Source organism: Erwinia psidii (assembly GCF_003846135.1).
In the GTDB taxonomy this organism is placed as follows: domain Bacteria; phylum Pseudomonadota; class Gammaproteobacteria; order Enterobacterales; family Enterobacteriaceae; genus Erwinia; species Erwinia psidii.
In genome coordinates this window covers 36,248-54,757 of sequence record NZ_RHHM01000014.1, presented here as the reverse complement: position 1 = coordinate 54,757, position 18,510 = coordinate 36,248, and the positions used below count along the sequence as shown (strand labels likewise).

Annotated in this window: 19 protein-coding genes and 4 tRNA genes; 2 read left to right on the top strand and 21 right to left on the bottom strand. The window is 48.9% G+C overall.

Translation table 11 applies throughout. The annotated features are described in order from the left end of the window. Window positions 1-8: 8 nt before the first annotated feature. The 13 genes from gshA to mltB form a co-directional block, all read right to left on the bottom strand. Window positions 9-1,568 carry a glutamate--cysteine ligase gene (gene gshA / locus EB241_RS16460; protein ID WP_124234196.1) on the bottom strand — a complete coding sequence of 520 codons (1,560 nt, stop codon included), beginning with the start codon at window positions 1,566-1,568 and terminating at the stop codon, window positions 9-11. 61 nt (window positions 1,569-1,629) lie between these two features. After that, complete coding sequence (locus tag EB241_RS16455; RefSeq protein ID WP_407644283.1) at window positions 1,630-2,043, bottom strand: YqaA family protein; 414 nt, start codon at window positions 2,041-2,043, stop codon at window positions 1,630-1,632. 23 nt (window positions 2,044-2,066) lie between these two features. Beyond that, a complete protein-coding gene (yqaB, locus tag EB241_RS16450) occupies window positions 2,067-2,633 on the bottom strand; it encodes a fructose-1-phosphate/6-phosphogluconate phosphatase (protein WP_124234194.1) in 567 nt (188 codons plus the stop codon). A 402-nt stretch (window positions 2,634-3,035) separates the two neighbouring features. Then, window positions 3,036-3,112: transfer RNA gene (locus tag EB241_RS16445), tRNA-Arg, on the bottom strand. A gap of 331 nt (window positions 3,113-3,443) precedes the next feature. Beyond that, window positions 3,444-3,520: transfer RNA gene (locus tag EB241_RS16440), tRNA-Arg, on the bottom strand. A gap of 235 nt (window positions 3,521-3,755) precedes the next feature. After that, window positions 3,756-3,832 (bottom strand) — tRNA-Arg (locus EB241_RS16435). A 3-nt stretch (window positions 3,833-3,835) separates the two neighbouring features. After that, a tRNA-Ser gene (locus EB241_RS16430) sits at window positions 3,836-3,928 on the bottom strand. Between the two features lie 305 nt (window positions 3,929-4,233). Then, the gene (csrA, locus tag EB241_RS16425; RefSeq protein WP_004155916.1) at window positions 4,234-4,419 is read right to left on the bottom strand and encodes a carbon storage regulator CsrA; all 186 of its coding nucleotides are present in this window, start codon (window positions 4,417-4,419) and stop codon (window positions 4,234-4,236) included. Window positions 4,420-4,666: 247 nt separating this feature from the next. Beyond that, the gene (gene alaS / locus EB241_RS16420; protein ID WP_124234193.1) at window positions 4,667-7,294 is read right to left on the bottom strand and encodes an alanine--tRNA ligase; all 2,628 of its coding nucleotides are present in this window, start codon (window positions 7,292-7,294) and stop codon (window positions 4,667-4,669) included. A 138-nt stretch (window positions 7,295-7,432) separates the two neighbouring features. After that, window positions 7,433-7,948: a regulatory protein RecX gene (locus EB241_RS16415; RefSeq protein WP_124234192.1), complete on the bottom strand. Its 516-nt coding sequence runs from the start codon at window positions 7,946-7,948 to the stop codon at window positions 7,433-7,435. Window positions 7,949-8,087: 139 nt separating this feature from the next. Next, window positions 8,088-9,155, bottom strand: coding sequence for a recombinase RecA (gene recA / locus EB241_RS16410; RefSeq protein WP_124234191.1), 1,068 nt, complete (start codon window positions 9,153-9,155; stop codon window positions 8,088-8,090). A 95-nt stretch (window positions 9,156-9,250) separates the two neighbouring features. Beyond that, window positions 9,251-9,745: a nicotinamide-nucleotide amidase gene (pncC, locus tag EB241_RS16405; protein WP_124234258.1), complete on the bottom strand. Its 495-nt coding sequence runs from the start codon at window positions 9,743-9,745 to the stop codon at window positions 9,251-9,253. A 510-nt stretch (window positions 9,746-10,255) separates the two neighbouring features. Beyond that, a complete protein-coding gene (gene mltB / locus EB241_RS16400) occupies window positions 10,256-11,335 on the bottom strand; it encodes a lytic murein transglycosylase B (RefSeq protein ID WP_124234190.1) in 1,080 nt (359 codons plus the stop codon). 209 nt (window positions 11,336-11,544) lie between these two features. On the opposite strand from mltB, the gene EB241_RS16395 reads away from it, so the two are divergent. Continuing rightward, window positions 11,545-12,135: a DJ-1/PfpI family protein gene (locus tag EB241_RS16395; RefSeq protein ID WP_124234189.1), complete on the top strand. Its 591-nt coding sequence runs from the start codon at window positions 11,545-11,547 to the stop codon at window positions 12,133-12,135. A 557-nt stretch (window positions 12,136-12,692) separates the two neighbouring features. Continuing rightward, window positions 12,693-13,079 (top strand): type II secretion system pilot lipoprotein GspS, encoded by a 387-nt coding sequence (gspS, locus tag EB241_RS16390; protein ID WP_124234188.1) that lies wholly within the window; start codon window positions 12,693-12,695, stop codon window positions 13,077-13,079. Window positions 13,080-13,103: 24 nt separating this feature from the next. Here the strand turns inward: gspS and EB241_RS21615 are convergent, their stop codons facing one another. Genes EB241_RS21615 through gspG form a run of 8 tightly spaced genes read right to left on the bottom strand, consistent with a single transcriptional unit; the run spans window position 13,104 to window position 18,500 of the window. Then, complete coding sequence (locus EB241_RS21615) at window positions 13,104-13,826, bottom strand: prepilin peptidase (RefSeq protein ID WP_407644282.1); 723 nt, start codon at window positions 13,824-13,826, stop codon at window positions 13,104-13,106. 50 nt (window positions 13,827-13,876) lie between these two features. Beyond that, window positions 13,877-14,347: a type II secretion system protein GspM gene (gene gspM, locus EB241_RS16380; RefSeq protein ID WP_124234186.1), complete on the bottom strand. Its 471-nt coding sequence runs from the start codon at window positions 14,345-14,347 to the stop codon at window positions 13,877-13,879. Beyond that, window positions 14,344-15,504 carry a type II secretion system protein GspL gene (gspL, locus tag EB241_RS16375; protein ID WP_124234185.1) on the bottom strand — a complete coding sequence of 387 codons (1,161 nt, stop codon included), beginning with the start codon at window positions 15,502-15,504 and terminating at the stop codon, window positions 14,344-14,346. Before gspL ends, gspM begins: the two co-directional genes overlap by 4 nt. A gap of 16 nt (window positions 15,505-15,520) precedes the next feature. After that, window positions 15,521-16,549: a type II secretion system minor pseudopilin GspK gene (gene gspK, locus EB241_RS16370; protein WP_124234184.1), complete on the bottom strand. Its 1,029-nt coding sequence runs from the start codon at window positions 16,547-16,549 to the stop codon at window positions 15,521-15,523. Then, window positions 16,546-17,151: a type II secretion system minor pseudopilin GspJ gene (gspJ, locus tag EB241_RS16365; RefSeq protein WP_124234183.1), complete on the bottom strand. Its 606-nt coding sequence runs from the start codon at window positions 17,149-17,151 to the stop codon at window positions 16,546-16,548. The genes gspK and gspJ overlap by 4 nt, the downstream gene beginning before the upstream one ends. Further along, the gene (gene gspI / locus EB241_RS16360; RefSeq protein ID WP_124234182.1) at window positions 17,148-17,510 is read right to left on the bottom strand and encodes a type II secretion system minor pseudopilin GspI; all 363 of its coding nucleotides are present in this window, start codon (window positions 17,508-17,510) and stop codon (window positions 17,148-17,150) included. The genes gspJ and gspI overlap by 4 nt, the downstream gene beginning before the upstream one ends. After that, window positions 17,507-18,073, bottom strand: a complete 567-nt coding sequence (locus tag EB241_RS16355; protein WP_124234181.1) for a prepilin-type N-terminal cleavage/methylation domain-containing protein — start codon at window positions 18,071-18,073, stop codon at window positions 17,507-17,509. The genes gspI and EB241_RS16355 overlap by 4 nt, the downstream gene beginning before the upstream one ends. Beyond that, the gene (gene gspG, locus EB241_RS16350) at window positions 18,066-18,500 is read right to left on the bottom strand and encodes a type II secretion system major pseudopilin GspG (RefSeq protein WP_124234180.1); all 435 of its coding nucleotides are present in this window, start codon (window positions 18,498-18,500) and stop codon (window positions 18,066-18,068) included. The genes EB241_RS16355 and gspG overlap by 8 nt, the downstream gene beginning before the upstream one ends. Window positions 18,501-18,510: the final 10 nt, after the last annotated feature.

The following is an 18,510-nucleotide window of genomic DNA, read 5'->3' as shown; positions in this document are numbered from 1 at the left end:
TTCTTTTCTCAGCTTCTGCTTCGCAGAAAATCTTCAAAACTGAGCGTATCACTTTCTTCGATTTCCCGCTGCTTAACCATTGAGCGAATGGCTTCCTGCTCAAACTGTGACCCGGTGAGGATATCCAACGACTCTCCCGTCAGTTGTTGCCTGTACTGTTCTGACAACGCCACACCCGTTTCTACAATACCTTTCTGTTTAAGAATAGCCAGGAAGCGCGCTGAAAAAGTCAGCTCAGGATCATCAAACGATGCTTCCAGATTGTCACACACCTGTTGATACTGGTGGTCGCTGAGCTGGCGGTCCAGCGTTTCAGCCACGCGACGCAAATCTCTGAATAGCGTTTTCCCCACCTCCTGAAGTGGATACTGAGCATCTCCACAGCCAATTCCCAGCATCAGACCCGGCTTACGTCCTTCCAGAATTACCCGATTCCAGTTGGCACGGGTACAGGCAAGTTCTTCACTACTCATTTCAGGCGCATCGGCCAGTGTACACCAGATAAGGAACAGGTCGAGGAAACGAACCTGATTCTCGTCAACGCCAATGGGTGAGAACGGATTAATATCAAGAGATCGCACTTCAATATATTCAATCCCCCCCCGCAGTAAGGCATCAGAAGGGTTTTCACCCGGTAGGGTCACACGCTTGGGTCGAACAGGCGCATAGAGCTCGTTTTCAATCTGCAAAACGTTAGTGTTGAGTTGCAGCCAATGCCCCTGTTCATCCTTAACGCCCAGCGCTGCATAATCCGCAGAAGGGGTTTTAATCGCTGCTTTCAGCGCCCGAACATACTCTGGCAGGTTATTAAAGGTAATGCCAAGACCGCTTTGTGATTTGTTGGTATAGCCCAGATCGCTCAGTCGCAAAGAGGTGGCATATGGCAGCCATAACATCCCCTTATCGGTACGCTCGAAGGGTAGCGTGGTTGCTTTGCCCTGGAGGAATGAAGAACAAATCGCAGGAGAAGCGCCAAACAGATAAGGGATGACCCAACCAAATCGATAGTAGTTACGGATCAGGCGCAGATAACCTTCAGAAATGGCATTCTGACCACTGCTGGCGTCGCTAACACCGGCCCACCCCTGCCAGAAAGATAACGGTAGCGAAAAATTATAGTGAACGCCTGATATCACCTGCATCAGCGCGCCATAACGATTTTTCAGCCCTTCGCGGTACAACGTTTTCATCTTGCCGATGTTAGAACTGCCATACTGTGCCAACGCAATGTGCTGAAAATCTTCAATCAGACAAGGCATACTCATTGGCCACATCCGCTCTTCACCAAGCTCACGCGAGACATGGCGATGAATATCGCGCAGGAAAGCCAACAGATTGCCAATATTGTCATGCACTGGTGTAATAAATTCGAGCAACATTTCGGCAAAATCAGTGGTAATCCACTTATGCGTTAACGCTGAACCAAACGATGTCGGATGCCCACTGGTGGCCAGATAACCATTAGGGTTAACACGTAGCGTTTCGCGTTCGATACCGCGACCGATACCTTTCATTGCGTCAGGATGCGCCTCCAGCCAGGAAAGCGCCTGTGATACGTCCGGGATCAAATTGACCTCCCGCTCGGGGAAAATTTATTATTGTTCAGCATAATGTTAATCGCGGCAGAAATTATTTGCTAATCAAGTGCCACCATCCCATGCCCTGAAGTGTTACAACAGCCAGTACAACGTAGCGAAGCGTTTTACCCACGGCGAGAAAAAACAACGCCGGAAGCCAGGAAAAACGCAACCATCCGGCCAGAACACAAAGCAGATCGCCAACAAAAGGCAACCAACTGACCAGAAGCGCCGCTGGCCCCCATCGGTAAAGCCATGCCTGTGCCATGGTATGCCATCGCCCATGCGTTCTGAGAGGCAGCAGGCGGCCAATGATAATATTTGTCAGGCCGCCTAACGTGTTCGCAAGTGCGGCGATAAAAACGATGCCAGGCACGGAGACGTTGCCCGCAACCAACAGGCCAATCAGCAACGCTTCCGAATTACCCGGTAATAACGTGGCGCTGAGAAAACCACTGGCAAACATCGCCCCAAATGAAAGCCATTCATTCACAGCAGGCGAACATCAACAACATCCATCCCTGCCGCCTGTGCAGCACGGATGCCGAAATCAGCATCTTCAAACACGACACATCGTGACGGAATCACTTTCATCAGTTCAGCACAGCGCAGAAAGGTATCTGGTGCGGGTTTATGCTGCCTGACGTCATCAGCCCCAACAATGGCATCAAAGCAGTCCCGCAGCCCGAGATGCTGCAAAAGCGCTTCGGCCATCGCGTGTTCGCTGCCAGTTCCTACCGCCATTGGACGACGTCCTTTATAAGCTTTTACCACATCAATCAGCGGCAATGGCCGTACTGCATCAAACAGGATTTCTTTCAGGGCAACCGTTTTCTCCGCTGCCAGCGCATGGGGATCAATACTGCTGTGGTTGGCGGCAATAATCACTTTCGCAATTTGCCACGTTGGCGAACCATTCAGTCCAATCACCATATCCTTGTCAAAATTCATACCATAACGTGCCAGCACCGTCTGCCACGCCTGACGGTGCGTAGGTTCAGTATCGAGGATGGTGCCATCCATATCAAATATCAGAGCGTCATAGCCATCGTACATACTCTTCTCCATCCATGCACAGGGAAACAGATACTGTAGCGCAAAGTGCGCTTTTTGTCGTTCCGGGCATGGTGTCAAAAATGCATTGAATTGACTGGTTTTTTTATTATCGAAGACGGAGAAAGGCAACGCAGCCGGCGGTTCTTCCGGGGATGCTAAGTTTTACTGAGAAATATCGGGCGACTCTGTTAGCACACGACAAAGGCAGATGTGCGAAAAGTTTACACAGCCATTGGTGGAGACAGATTGCAGATTTATCAGGCATAAATGGTGCATCCGGGAGGATTATTCGGCTTTGCCTCACCCTCACCGGCCGTTGCTAAAGCAACGTTATCATCCCTGGCGCTGGCTGATACAAATTACTACATACCCGAACAACATTGCGACCAGTCTGACAAAACATGGTGCATCCGGGAGGATTCGAACCTCCGACCGCTCGGTTCGTAGCCGAGTACTCTATCCAGCTGAGCTACGGATGCATTCAGAATAATCAGAGGTGTTACGCGGCAAATCGGAGAGGATAATCAGCTAACGGTTAATTTCAACTGCTATCATTTTTACAGCAGTGGATAAGATAAAAACCGGGTTATATGGAAATATCCTGTTGGATAACAGCCTGAGGCTTTATCGCTTCTTTCGCTGCACCTGGCATAGCGTTGGTTATTACCAATACCAGCTGAGTCAATATGAGGATTATTCGGCTTTGCCTTACCCTCATGGGCCGTTGCTAAAGCAACGTTATCATCTCTGGTGCTGGCTGATACAAATTACTACATACCAGAACAACATTGCGACCAGTCTGACAAAATATGGTGCATCCGGGAGGATTCGAACCTCCGACCGCTCGGTTCGTAGCCGAGTACTCTATCCAGCTGAGCTACGGATGCATTATCATTTTTGCTATAACGCTATTGCTGAACATTCAGCATGACAGGCGCTGCTAACACGCTATCGGTACTTACTTGCCTGACGATAGATACACCAGTAATGGTGCATCCGGGAGGATTATTCGGCTTTGCCTCACCCTCACGGGCCGTTGCTAAAGCAACGTTATCATCCCTGGCGCTGGCTGATACAAATTACTACATACCAGAACAACATTGCGACCAGTCTGACAAAATATGGTGCATCCGGGAGGATTCGAACCTCCGACCGCTCGGTTCGTAGCCGAGTACTCTATCCAGCTGAGCTACGGATGCAAATGGCGGTGAGGCGGGGATTCGAACCCCGGATGCAGCTTTTGACCGCATACTCCCTTAGCAGGGGAGCGCCTTCAGCCTCTCGGCCACCTCACCATACGCACTCTGACGAGTTGTGCTGCTGAACATTGTTTCTGCTCATCGGCACTGCGTGGCGCACATATTACTTTCCCGGCCTTATAAGTCAAACAATTTTTCCCACCGCGCACCTGATTGCGCAATTCACACACAATACGGATGTTTTGACGGCAAAAAGAGTGAATTATCAACAGATATTAAAACGTTAAGATGCAAAGGAAGCTGCGACGGCAACAGCAGGAGTGAGGATAAAAAGTGAGAAATAATCTGAGGCAGGGAAAAAGTCGGTGGTACCTCGCCGTCAAAGCGAGGCACCTTATCCGTTAGTAACTCGTTTGCTGAGTTTTTTCGGCCTGAATGCGCTGATAAATTTCTTCGCGGTGAACCGAAACTTCTTTAGGGGCATTCACACCAATGCGAACCTGGTTCCCTTTCACTCCCAGCACCGTTACAGTCACCTCATCACCAATCATGAGGGTTTCACCAACTCGACGAGTTAGAATAAGCATTCTTTGCTCCTTGAAAGATTAAAAGAGTCGGGTTAGCTGTGTCTCCCGGCATTATCCATCATACAACACTAAATGTAGACTATGACAAATTCACTACAAGTACTTCATCATACCAATACATTCTGCTGATACTTAGTTTAGCCGAAATACTCATCAGCCACCTGACTTTATGATTTATTGGGATTACACCTGGTTGGAGCACCATAAATACGCTTCATGGTGCTCTCTGAGATGCTTTCATGTAGCGTTACAGTTTTGCAACAACCCATGCTTCAACGCCAGCAAGTGCCCCAGGCAATGCCTGAACGTCACTGCCCCCCGCCTGAGCCATATCAGGACGACCACCGCCCTTACCGCCAATGTGCTGGGCTATATGCCCTACCAACTCTCCAGCCTTGACGCGATCGGTCACATCTTTAGTGACCCCTGCAATCAGCGACACTTTGTTCGCATCAACCGTCGCCAGCACGATAATTGCTGACTTCAGCTGATTTTTCAGATCGTCAACCATGGTGCGAAGCATCTTCGGATCAACATCCTTCAGTTCACTAACCAGCAGCTTCACACCTTTCACATCAACCGCTTTACTGCTCAATGAAGCGCTTTCCTGTGCCGCCTGCTGATCTTTGAGTTGCTGCAACTCTTTCTCCAGCCCACGCATGCTTTCCAGCACTGACCGTACTTTTTCGTTAAGATTACTGTGATTTGCTTTCAGCAATTGAGCAATATCCTGCAACTGCTCACTCTGTGTATGGATCTGCTCCAACGCACCTTCTCCCGTCACAGCTTCGATACGGCGGACTCCTGCCGCGGTACCAGACTCAGAGACAATGCGGAACAGGCCTATATCACCGGTGCGAACGGCGTGTATTCCACCACAAAGTTCAGTAGAGAAATCGCCCATGGTCAGAACACGCACATGGTCATCATACTTCTCCCCGAACAATGCCATGGCCCCAAGTGCCTTCGCTTCGTCCAACGCCATGATTTTAGTGTCAACAGCGAGGTTGCGGCGGATCTGCGCATTAACGATATCTTCAACCCGGCGGATTTCCTGCGGCTTCATCGCTTCAAAATGCGAAAAGTCAAAACGGAGATACCTGTCATTCACCAGCGAACCTTTCTGCGCAACATGGTTGCCTAACACCTGGCGCAATGCAGCATGCAGCAAATGCGTTGCCGAATGGTTCAGACGAATGCGATTACGGCGCGATTCATCGATATGTGCTGCCAGACGCTCTCCCACCTGCAAATGACCGGAAACCAGTTTTCCCGTATGGCCAATCGCCTGACCGTATTTCTGCGTGTCGGTAACCGTAAAGAGTGCATCGCTCCCTTTCAGCTCACCCGTATCTCCCACCTGGCCACCCGATTCTCCATAAAACGGCGTTTGGTCCAGCACGATCACGCCTTCCTGACCCGACTTAATTGCTGCTACCGGGCTACCATCGACAAAAATAGCGGTTACCGCTGCGGCCAGTTCCAGCTGGTCGTAACCCTTAAATGCTGAAGTCACATCAGTACGGATGACATTGTTGTAATCAGTACCGAACCCACTGGCATCGCGCGCACGCTGACGTTGCTGTTCCATTGCCTGCTCAAAACCAGCCTCGTCGATTTTCAAATTACGTTCCCGGCAGACATCAGCGGTGAGATCGACAGGAAAACCAAAGGTATCGTACAGGCGGAACACCGTTTCACCATCCAGCGTATTACCCTGTAGCTTCTCTAACTCTTCATCGAGTAGTGCCAGACCGCGCTCCAGCGTTTTAGCAAACTGCTCCTCTTCGGTTTTCAGCACCTGTTCAACCTGCGACTGCTGGCGTTTAACATCATCACCGGCCACGCCCATTACCTCAATCAAAGGGGCGACCAGTTTCCAGAAGAAGGTACCTTTTGCACCGAGCATATTGCCATGACGGATGGCCCGACGAATGATACGACGCAGCACATAGCCACGGTTCTCATTAGAGGGAATAACGCCATCAGCAATCAGGAAAGCACAGGAACGAATGTGATCAGCAATAACACGCAAGGATTTGCTGGACAGATCTTCAGCACCGGTTACCGCTGCGACAGATTTGATCAGTTTTTCAAACAGATCGATTTCATAGTTGGAGTTTACGTGCTGCAATACCGCTGATATACGCTCCAGCCCCATCCCCGTATCGACAGAAGGCTTCGGCAACGGCAACATTGTGCCATCAGACTGCCGGTTAAACTGCATAAACACGAGGTTCCAGATCTCAATATAGCGATCGCCATCTTCTTCAGGACTGCCCGGAGGGCCTCCCCAGATATGATCGCCATGATCAAAGAATATCTCGGTACAGGGGCCACATGGACCGGTGTCACCCATCTGCCAGAAGTTATCAGAAGCGTAAGCGCCGCCTTTGTTGTCGCCGATGCGGATTATACGTTCACGAGGAACGCCAATATTTTCCGCCCAGATGTCGTAAGCCTCATCATCGGTTTCGTAAACGGTGACCCACAGTTTCTCTTTCGGCAGGTTAAACCACTGTGCGCTGGTCAGCAGCTCCCACGCATACTCAATTGCCTCACGCTTGAAGTAGTCGCCAAAGCTAAAGTTACCCAGCATTTCAAAAAAGGTGTGGTGACGGGCGGTATAACCAACGTTTTCTAAATCGTTATGCTTGCCACCTGCACGTACACAGCGCTGTGAGGTGGTGGCGCGTGAGTAGTTACGTATATCCTGGCCAAGGAAGACATCCTTGAACTGGTTCATACCGGCGTTGGTGAACAGTAAGGTCGGATCGTTATTCGGGACGAGGGAGCTACTGGCTACAACCTGATGTCCCTTGCTGTGGAAAAAGTCGAGAAACGCCTGGCGAATCTCCGCAGTGCTCTTGCTCATAAATATCCTGGAATCACGCTAGCGAACGTTTCGTGGGTCTGACATACCGGCTGGACAAACCTTTTACCGATAACGCACGAACAAAAAGTGGTGAATAAGATAAATTTTCTTCGGAGGGAAGTAAAATCCCATCGTTACTCAATCATCAAAATTTGAAAAAATGCTGCGGATATCTTCGGTGAGATAGCCTCTCGTGATCAGATAGCGCTGCACTTTTGCTTTTTCTTTCCAGTCTGATGGAAACGGCAGGCCAAATTTTCGTTCTGCAACTTCATATGCTTTTCTGCCCCAGTCAACCTCTGCACCGCTCAGCGCCTCGTTAATAAGCGTCTGGTTGACCCCCTTCTCTCCCAGCTTCATACGTATACGCTGTGGTCCATACCCTTTACGACTAAGGCTGGCAATATAGCGTCGGGCAAAGTCGGCATCATTGAGATAACGATTTTCGTAGCACCAGGCTACAACATCATCAATTTGTTCCTGGGGAGGAGTTTCTGAATCAGCCTTTCTGCCGCTGGCAGAAAATGCGTTGTACTCTGCCACAAATGAGAGCTTACGACGTAATTCAGCCTCACTATGGTCACGCGCAGCGAGGATGCGCATTGCACGGTCCAACAGACGGGAAAACAGCATATGATCTTTGGCGTCCGACATCTAATCCACCACTTTTCGGCTCAATAACACCATAAGGATGCAGCGTAACGGGAAGCAACAGAAGAAACAAAAAAAGGAACGGGGCAACCCCGTTCCTTTTATTTTTAACCAGGCAAAAAACAGTCACTCAGGCCTGAAATCAGAAGTTCTCGTTCGCTTCGCTGACCTCATTCATATCAGCGTCGTCAGCAGAAAAATCAGCTTTGCTGTCAGGATTGTTAAGCAGCATAGCACGCAGTTTGGCTTCAATCTCACTGGCCACCGCCGGATTTTCCTTCAGGAAATTACCTGCATTAGCTTTACCCTGACCAATTTTGTCACCGTTGTAGCTGTACCACGCACCGGCCTTTTCTATCAGCTTGTGTTTGACTCCCAGATCCACCAGCTCGCCCAGAACGTTGATACCTTCACCGTACATAATCTGGAATTCAGCCTGCTTAAATGGTGCAGCAACTTTGTTTTTCACCACTTTTACCCGGGTTTCGCTACCGACGACTTCATCACCTTCTTTAATCGCGCCAATACGACGGATATCAAGACGGACAGAGGCGTAAAACTTCAGGGCATTCCCCCCGGTGGTGGTTTCCGGGTTACCAAACATCACACCGATTTTCATACGAATTTGGTTAATAAAAATCAGCAGGGTATTGGACTGCTTCAGGTTACCCGCCAGCTTACGCATCGCCTGGCTCATCATGCGTGCCGCAAGGCCCATGTGCGAGTCACCAATTTCCCCTTCAATTTCTGCTTTTGGTGTCAGAGCGGCCACGGAGTCGACAATAATCACGTCAACGGCACCGGAACGCGCCAGTGCGTCACAGATTTCCAACGCCTGCTCGCCCGTATCGGGCTGTGAACACAGCAGATTGTCGATATCCACACCAAGCTTTTTGGCATAGACAGGGTCAAGCGCGTGCTCCGCATCAATAAAGGCACAGGTTTTACCTTTACGCTGAGCGGCTGCAATAACCTGTAAAGTCAGCGTGGTTTTACCGGAAGATTCAGGGCCGTAAATTTCAACAATACGCCCCATTGGGAGGCCACCGGCACCAAGCGCAATATCCAGGGACAGTGAGCCAGTCGAGATGGTTTCCACATCCATTGTGCGGTCTTCACCCAGGCGCATGATAGAGCCTTTACCAAATTGCTTTTCAATCTGGCCCAGCGCGGCTGCCAGTGCTTTTTGCTTGTTTTCGTCAATCGCCATTTCAACTCCTAATCATGCGGGGTAAACACACATACGTGGCTTTTTACAACATTCAGATGACAACAATTATACTGTACAGTCATACAGTATCAAGTTTAATTTTTGAGAAAGTGAGTGTATAGCGTCAACAGTCCCCAGGCCGTTGCCTGACGGCGCACGGACTCTCTGTCACCAGAAAAAACCTGACGTTGCGCAAACGTTTCCTGATTGACTGCAGCAAAACCAAACCAGACGGTACCTACCGGTTTCTCGTCTGAACCACCATCCGGCCCGGCAATCCCACTGACAGAAATGGCAAAATCGGCACCTGCGGCAAGCCGCGCTCCTTCAGCCATTTCCCTCACCACCGGCTCACTGACAGCACCATAACGCGCCAGCGAATCCGGGGTAACGCCAGTCATCTCTTGCTTGGCATGATTGCTGTAGGTAACAAATCCACGCTCAAACCAGCACGAACTACCGGCAATATCAGTTAACACTTTAGCCATCCAGCCGCCGGTACAGGACTCTGCGGTGGTAATGGTGGCCTGAAGACGATGTAACTGCTGGCCAATTTTACCACTCAATTGCATCAGATCGTTGTCCGTCATTAGCATTCGCTTCCAGTAAATAAAAGAAACAGCAAGATTAGCATTTTTTTATTTCCTACGAAGAAGGGAGCGGCATCTTTGCGGGATGCTTCCCGGTATGGGTAAAAATATCGGTGCCGGTCAACCCGGATAGTGGACCGACTTAAAAAAGCCAGGCCACTTCTTAAGCTGACCTGGGCGATCGCGATATTCACTGCATGGTGAACAATTTAACCGGGCAGCACTTTAGCAGCACGGGTATATTCCCCCTCTACGCTGAAGACAGAGAACGGGGCGCTAATTTTTCCTGCACTTCATGAGGTTAATTAACCATTCCATACACTTCAGAAGCTGCCTGGCAGAGCAAGATGAACAATTTTACAAGACGGTTGTACGATACTGACCGATCTGATTAAAACCGGAAAAGGGTGGCAGAAGCGGGAAAAGAAACAGACCGCCAGGCAGCGGCCAGCATGTGGAGATATCGCGATCGCCGGCACAATCGGTCAGATAAATTTCTCCGTACGGATATCAGGGGCGACGCGCATCACGAACCGCTTCACCAAGTTGCCATACCGCCATCGCATAGTGGTTACTGTTGTTGTAGCGGGTAATCACATAGAAATTCGGCAACCCATACCAGTACTGATAATACTGGCCCATATCGAAACGCAGCAGACTGACCTGCTGATTACCATTCAGCGGGACCTGTGGCGATAAGCCAGCAGCGGAAAGCTGTCCTTGGGTATAGCGGGTTTTGAAACCATTTTCCAGCAACGGTGCCTGGCCGTTGGCCGGAACGGCAACCGTCCCCTCTCTCTGCCAACCATGGGCGCTGAAATAGTGTGCAACACTACCAATCGCATCCTCCGGGTCCCACAAATTAATATGCCCGTCGTTATTAAAATCCACTGCATATTGTTTAAAGGAAGAAGGCATAAACTGGCCATAACCCATCGCACCAGCGAAAGAACCGCGCAAATCGAGTGGATCATCATTCTCCTCTCTCGCCATCAGCAGAAAGGTTTCCAGTTCTCCACTGAAATAATCCGCACGACGTGGATAGGCAAAAGAGAGCGTCGCCAGCGCATCAATAATGCGGGTTTTGCCCATTACGCGGCCCCAGCGGGTTTCCACGCCGATGATGCCTACGATGATTTCCGGTGGAACACCATATTTTTGCCAGGCGCGATCCAGTGCCCCCTGGTACTGATTCCAGAACTGCACGCCGTTCTGTACGTTATCCGGCACGATAAATTTGTTGCGATAGCGGATCCAGGCACCATTAGGCCCGGAAGGTGGCTGATAAGCTGGCGCCTGGCGATCCATCAGTTTAAGCACCCAGTCCAGTTTTTTCGCCTGTGCCAGCACATCATGCAATTGCTGCCGATCGAAATTATGCTCGCGCACCATTTTATTAATAAAGGCTGCGGCGGCAGGATTGTCAGCAAAATCACCGTCCATTGGAGCAATATTATGCGAGGGAGCCAACAGAAAACCGTTGCTGCTTCTGAAGGGATTGCCATGCTGCTCTGCCTGTTGCAGTGGCTTGCTTTTGCTACAGGCGGAGAGCAGAACAAGCGGAAATAAAAATGAGACCAGATAACGCATTGCATACCTACAACACAGTAAAAGTAGGGGACATGTTAAGACATTGCCCGGCCTGAAGAAAAGTATATGTTATGTAAAAGTCTCACTGGTCAGGATTTACTGCCTTTATTCGGTATTGACGCACACACTGCCGGGTCCGGCATTGACTTTATAAAAATAAAACGATATTTCAATAAAATGACCATGCATTTTATTATTCAGGAGGAATGATGACTAAACAGGCTGCAATACTGCTGGCACCCGGCTTTGAAGAAGCTGAAGCCTTTATTATTATTGATATTTTAAACCGACTAAAGGTGAAAGTGATCACGATTGCCTGCCACAGCAAGCGTGAAGTTGTCAGCTATCACGCGGTTCCGGTGCTGGCGGATGTATTGCTGAATGACATACAGCATGAAGAGTTTGACGCTGTGGTGCTCCCTGGTGGGCCGGAAGGAACGGTTAACCTCGCCGCAAATCCTCAGGTGAAGGCGTTTATTGCCCGACATGACGCAGCAGGAAAATGGATAGCACCGATCTGCTCTGCCGCTGCAAGAGTACTTGGCGGTAATCATTTGCTGAAAGGACGGCGTTATACCTGCTCAGGCGATCTGCATAAGGCAGTAACCGATGGCGTCTGGAGCCCGGAAAATGTGGTGGAAGACGGCAACCTGCTCAGTGGTAAGGGGCTGGGCAAGAGCTTTGAGTTTGCCTTTCAGCTGGGATGGCGTTTAACCGGCGACACCGCTACCGCCGATTTCCAGGCCGACCATATCTACTTTGATTACTGGCGCAGTAATCAGGGAATGAATAACAGATAAAATCCCCCTTTCCAGAAGGTAATGTTAACAGCAGCGAGGCGATATGGCCCCGCTGCTCTGTCACGGCTCAGGGAGTGAAAAGTCAGCATAAAACCAGCGCCTGATGAATTTAGCCCCGATTAGCGTCATTGGTATCCACGTCTTTTAACAACCGGGATAAAAGGTTGACTTCCCCGGCCGGGTCGCCCACCGCCAGTACCTGAATAATGCTTCCTGATCAACATGATGATGTCAGCACCGGATGCAATCATCCGTGCTACGTCAGGTTTGAAATGAATATCTGATTACCTTTTTATTATTCGATGCATTCGGGCTGAGCAAGGCGTCTGATATTCTGTGGCTCTCCCTGTTTTTCAACGTTTAGGGTAAAAATATCGTCTCGGCATATAGCTATGATCAAAATCAAAAAGTTATTTTAAGTAATACATAATCACCTGTATTTCTGATGATATACTTATGTTCTTTACGGCTATGCCCTGACAACCTGTTTTATTGCCAGTAATTAATAAAAAACCAATGCGATCAACAAAATATTTTTACTCTTATAAAGGTCTACTATGAAAGAAAACATTATCTCCGTGACAGGCATAATAGTCGTTACATTATGCGTTTTTTTGGCGGGATGTCAGCAAAAATCAGCATCAGCCCCGGCATCTTCTGTTCAGATCGATCAACTTTCATCACTGGTCGCTGGTAGCAAATTTTTGCGTGAGCAGTGCAGCAATAATACAATTCCGGGTGACGCTGTATTGCTCTCAAGGGCAATTAGCCTTGCAGAAAAAAAAGGGTGGAACACCTATGCGGCCGAGTATCAGGAAATTAACCCGAAAATAAATGATAAAATGACAATGATTACCAGAGACAGCACATCATTACCGCAAAAATGCCAGCAATTACAGCTGTCACTGGCAAATTTTATTGCAGAGACACAGCACCGTTCCTGACTCTGTGAACGGAGAGAGTCGCTGTCAGAAAAAGTGACAGACCAGGCCAGCAAATGCCAGTGAAGGGCCGAAAGGGATTTCATCCCTGAATTTTTTATTTTTCAGGACTCTGGCAGCAAATACCATGATGATACCTGTACTGGCAGCAAGTAATAAGATAATGGGGAGCGCTTTCCAACCAGACCAGGCTCCCAACGCTGCCAGCAGTTTGAAATCACCGCCCCCCAGCCCTTCACGCCCGGTCAGAGCATAAAAAATCCAGTAGAGAAGCCAAAGGGTCATATACCCCGCCACGGCGCCGAAAACAGCATCCTGCAACATCAGCCCACTCTCATCGGGCAGGGTGTGAAACAATAATCCGCCCCATAAAAGAGGCAAAGTCAACATATCTGGCAGAAGAGTATAACGCAGATCAATTAAGGCAAGTGACAGTAACGTACCGCAGAAAAAAAACGTAAATATAATTTCTATAACATTACTTTCGTAATATGACATCAACAACGCAGTTATCATAAATAATAATTCCGTGAGCGGATAAGATACGGCGATATCCGTTTTACAGGAGTGGCACTTCCCACGTAAACACAACCAACTGAGTACGGGGATATTATGATACCAGCACAGTGAAACATAACATTCAGGACAGTGGGAGCGCGGAAAAAAAAGATTATACTGATGACAACTACTCTGAAATATCATTCGCGGCACTCGATGAATAACCACATTAAAAAAACTTCCCGCGGTCATTCCCATCAACGCAATAAATACCGGATACAGTTCTGGATACCAGGCACCCATTATTTTTCCTCTTGTAATATAGCCTGATATATTTGCCTTTCAGGATTGAAAACAAATTCTATCACCCGGATACTTTCCTGCATTTCGAGATAACTTAACCAGTCAATCAGAGGAACAAGATCCGCATCATTCATGAATATAGCCACCTTGTTCGTGCCAATATTTTCACTCTGTCTGATCGACAGAGAGGAAGGCAAGCTGGCCTCCAGACGTTCCTGCAACGGTTGTTCCTCTCTGTTTTTTGCTGCCAAATGTAGCGCCGCCATTGCCGCCTTTTGCCGCTCCGTCCAGAGAAGTTGCTGCTGAGCCTCAAGTAATGCCTGATGACTGGCATGCTGCCAGGCAAGAATCGGTTTAAAAATATATACCCTGCCACAGAATGCCAGCATTATACTGGCGAGAATAGCTAACAACACTTTTTCCCGCCGGTTCCGCGTTACCCACACCGCCTTTATTCTGTCTTTGATCATTGCGTTATCCTCGTCATGCTGACATCCGTAACGTTTTTTTCAACATCAGGCTTTGCACTGATAATCATACCCGCCGCAGAATGGGCATTTACAACGTCCAAAAGATCATCCGGCGCATCAACAATATTGAGCACGAGTTTTTGTTGCTGACTATCCCAGAAAAAGCCTTCAACGCGCCCACAACTGATACTCTGTAGAAAGTCATAATTTTCCTGCAACATAGTGTGCAACCCCAGTGTTACTGATGGCGTCTGCCGGTTGTGAAGTTTCCTTTCCAGCCAGACTTTCGGCACAATATTATCCGGCACGCCCGGATAATAGCTGCGGATCAGCTGATGCGCCGTGGTGTTCAGTTTTCTGGCCTGATACTGCTGGTACAGGCCCTCAAATAAAGGCAGAGTGATAAGCAGAAACAAACTGAGCAGTGATGTTATCACCAGACTTTTAAAACCCACCGTTTTGCTGACAGCCAGCTCAGACTGGAACTCTCCACTTAATAAACCTGGCGTATCTGGCGCGCCGGTTACCATTAAAGCCATTGCAGAACGTTCAGGTTCAGCCTGCCAGCCATCAATATCAGGCAACGGGGAGCTGAGACAATGCACAGGACTCTCAACGTTTATGGTTCGCCACAAAACAGACAGATTATTGTCTGGCACGCACAGTCCCGCCGTTGTGTCATATCTGACCAACCATTCTTCATTCAGTTTGACTGCCGTACCACAAGGTAGTGCCATCACATCAGGATGCACAGCATCGACCGTGACACCCATCTGTTTCAGATCTGCCAGCAAGGATCCCAACCATTCCCGATCCACTGCCGCGATATGATAATGCCCCTCTTCATCCTGTAACAGAATGACGCCATGCAGGGACTCAGCCTCGGTAAATAACTCACTTTCAATCTGCCACAGTAGCGACTGTACCGATTGTCTTTTTGTCTGATGCTCAGGCATTATGCGGCAAAACAGCACACGACTGGCGGGTAGCAACAACACCGTTCTGTCGTTCTCTGAACGGGTGGGAAGAGGATTATCGGCTGAAAGTACCCCTTCGGAGTAATGATCACCGCCTGAAAAAAAAGCCCAGTTAAAAGGGGTTGCGGTATCATGGCCAGCACGGATGACAAGACTTCCCTGACAGTTATGTTTTCTCATTTAAGGACCGCCTTATTTATTCACTCATGCCAAACTGTCGTCGGTAGACATTAAACTGCTTATCGGAACGCTGTATCAGACTACGCATCATAAAAGGCTGCTGATGGTCAATTTCAATTTCCAGCGCAAAAAACTCACTGTTGAGCGAAAGAAAAGACCCCGCTTTGGTAAATTTCTCCCCGATGCCTTCCGGCACTGTGAGCTGCTGAAGTGCCTTCAATGTATGCCAGCCTTTTTTTGGCCGGGCACTTAGCAGCTCTTCAACTTCTTTTTCATTCAGGGATGCATCAAGTAGAGCGGCAAGCAACACGCTGTGTGAGGCGTTAAGTCCATTTACATTGATCTTCAGTTGGTCATCAGGCAAGGCACAAAGCTGGCCAGCCAGTGTGCGCCACTCCGTAGGGGAAAAGACGCCGGTGAGTCTTAGTTCGGTAATATCTGCAAACCGGCGGCCCTGTCGGTCTGCAAGCGTTATGATACCTGCAAGGATCTCACGCGCTTGTGCTTCTTCCCTGCCGGAAGACATCAGTAATCGAATAAAAACCTGCTGAGGAAAGGTCAGTGCAGCTGTGGTTTTTGTCGTCTCTGCCGTTTCCGGTTCATTACCGTGTAATGCCGTGTTGCCATCGTTATCGCCAGTGATATTGCTGTCATCAACCTCACCATCATCACTGCTACTGCTGTTAACATTTTCGCGCGGCGACTTTCCTTTTTTCTTCTCATTAAACAATGCGTTAATATTAAAACATGCCTGAAAATCGCGCACGGCAACGTTGAAAGTGTTGCCATCCAGTTGCAAAGGCGGCTGTCTCCCGATCAGTGAGGGACGCAGAACAGCAGCGGAAAACGCTGTGGAATAGTGATGTATGAGAATATTCTCGGCGCTCAGCGCCAGCCATTTTTGCTTTATTTGCTGCTGTTGACTGCTGCCACGGCTGAAAGCATGCATCCAGTATTCCTGAGTGGCGATGGCGATGGCCGACATGGTTGCAATCATCAGCAACACCAGCAGTAAGGCTATTCCACGCTCTGAGATGATTTTCATCCCTGCCCCGGAACCAGAACGACACGTTGCAGGGCACCCGACCCGGCGGTGACAAGGCTGACCGCGACCGCTTCCGGCAATGTATCCTGGGCGGACCAGTTTTCATGCCACCCGCGCTTATCAGCAAAGGTCACGTGAAAGGCGCTTACGTCGTCGAGGAGCACTTCGTTGGTGAACTGCTGCGCTTCCTCACCGTTGTCAGTCAGTGCCGCATGACCACGCATCAACTTTCCGTCCACAACATGCCATTTCACCCATTCCAGCGACGATCGGGGAAGGTAGCCACCAGGATTGAATTTATTGCCACGCAGCAGTGTCACTTCACTGATGTGGTCAGAGTGCTGCTTCCCTGACATTTCCACAGGAAGCTCTTTGGTCACTTTCCGAAGCTTCTTTCGTACCACCGCCTGCCCAAAGTCTTGTTCAAACCGCGTAAACGTTCTCTGTATCTGCGTAAAATCAGCACTTTTTTCACGCATTTGCTCGCGATTTTTTAACCCTCCCCGAATAAGTTGAACGCCGGCAAGACCAATCAGCGAAAAAATCATCAAAGCGACCATCATCTCAAGTAGAGTAAACCCTTTATAATTGTTTTTTTTCATCTTGCCGCCAGATAAAAATATAATGAAAATATGATCTTATGCCGATCGTGCACCGAGGAAACATCAACCTGTATCCGCTGAACATCTTCATAACTGGTGCTGACGCTTTTTCGGCTGAGATAAAACTGGCTGTTACCTGACTGCACCTTTCTCAACGATTTCTGCGCCGCACTCAGTCCGCCACTGAGTGTTATCTCCGCCGCCGCATTATCCGCCAGCCAGGCCGCCAGCTGCTTCTCATGCAGGCGATCAAGGTTGCGTATTTTCTCCGTATCGCTATTCATCAATGCAATACCAGCCAGGGAAAGAATGGCCATCGCAATCATCGTCTCAAGCAGGGTCATACCGCGTGATTTCATGGCTGTATCCCTTTCTCAACGACAGGAAAAAAACCTGTATTTCCCCGCTGATGAATAATCTGACCAATACTTTTCCCACGATGAAATAAGGTGATAATAAAATCACTGCTTTCCCCATCAGGCTGAAAAATAAGCTGAGGTTGCTGGCTTTCGCTATTATCCATTGCCTGCAAGGTAAGCTCACTGTTTTCAACATTCAGCGTCAGGGTTATATCTGTTGGCAGTCGGCCGCTGAATTTTTTCCTCACATGCCGTACCTGATGCCAGTAATATTCCGGCCATAATTCGCTTTGCACTCCCCGATCATCCGCACGGGTTAACAACAACTGCTGAATACCATCCCGGTAAACAACCGCTGCATACAAACGATGCTCCAGCACCGACCGATGCGTAATCGTCCGTAATTCCAGCGCTATTTCCTCGCCCACCCATCTGACATCTTTTGTAGGAGGGGTGCTGATAATCAGCGTTGCCAGACCGGCCAACAACATCATTACCAGCATGACTTCCAGCAGCGTAAAACCCCGTGAATAACGAACTGAAGTAGCGTATTTTTTATTCATCCAGTTGCCAGTTGGTAATATTCCCCTCACCTTCTATACCTGATGGACCGAAAGAATAAATATCAACACTGCCATGTTGCCCTGGGCTCCTCATTTGATAAGCGTTTCCCCAGGGATCTTTTGGAAGACGACGGACATAGCCATCTTCGCGATAATTTCGTGGAACAGGCGCGATTTCAGGCTTTTTCACCAGTGCTTTCAGCCCCTGCTCAGTGCTGGGATAGATATTATTGTCAAGCTTGTACATTTCCAGCGCATTCTCAAGAGTGACAATATCGCTTACCGCTTTCTGCCGGTCGGCTTTATCTTTATTCCCCATCAGGCTGGGTAACATCAGGCTTGCCAGAACGCCCAAAATCACAATCACGATCATCACTTCAAGCAGTGTAAAACCGCGTTGCTTTCTCTTTTCACCACACAGGCACATAGTCTTTCTC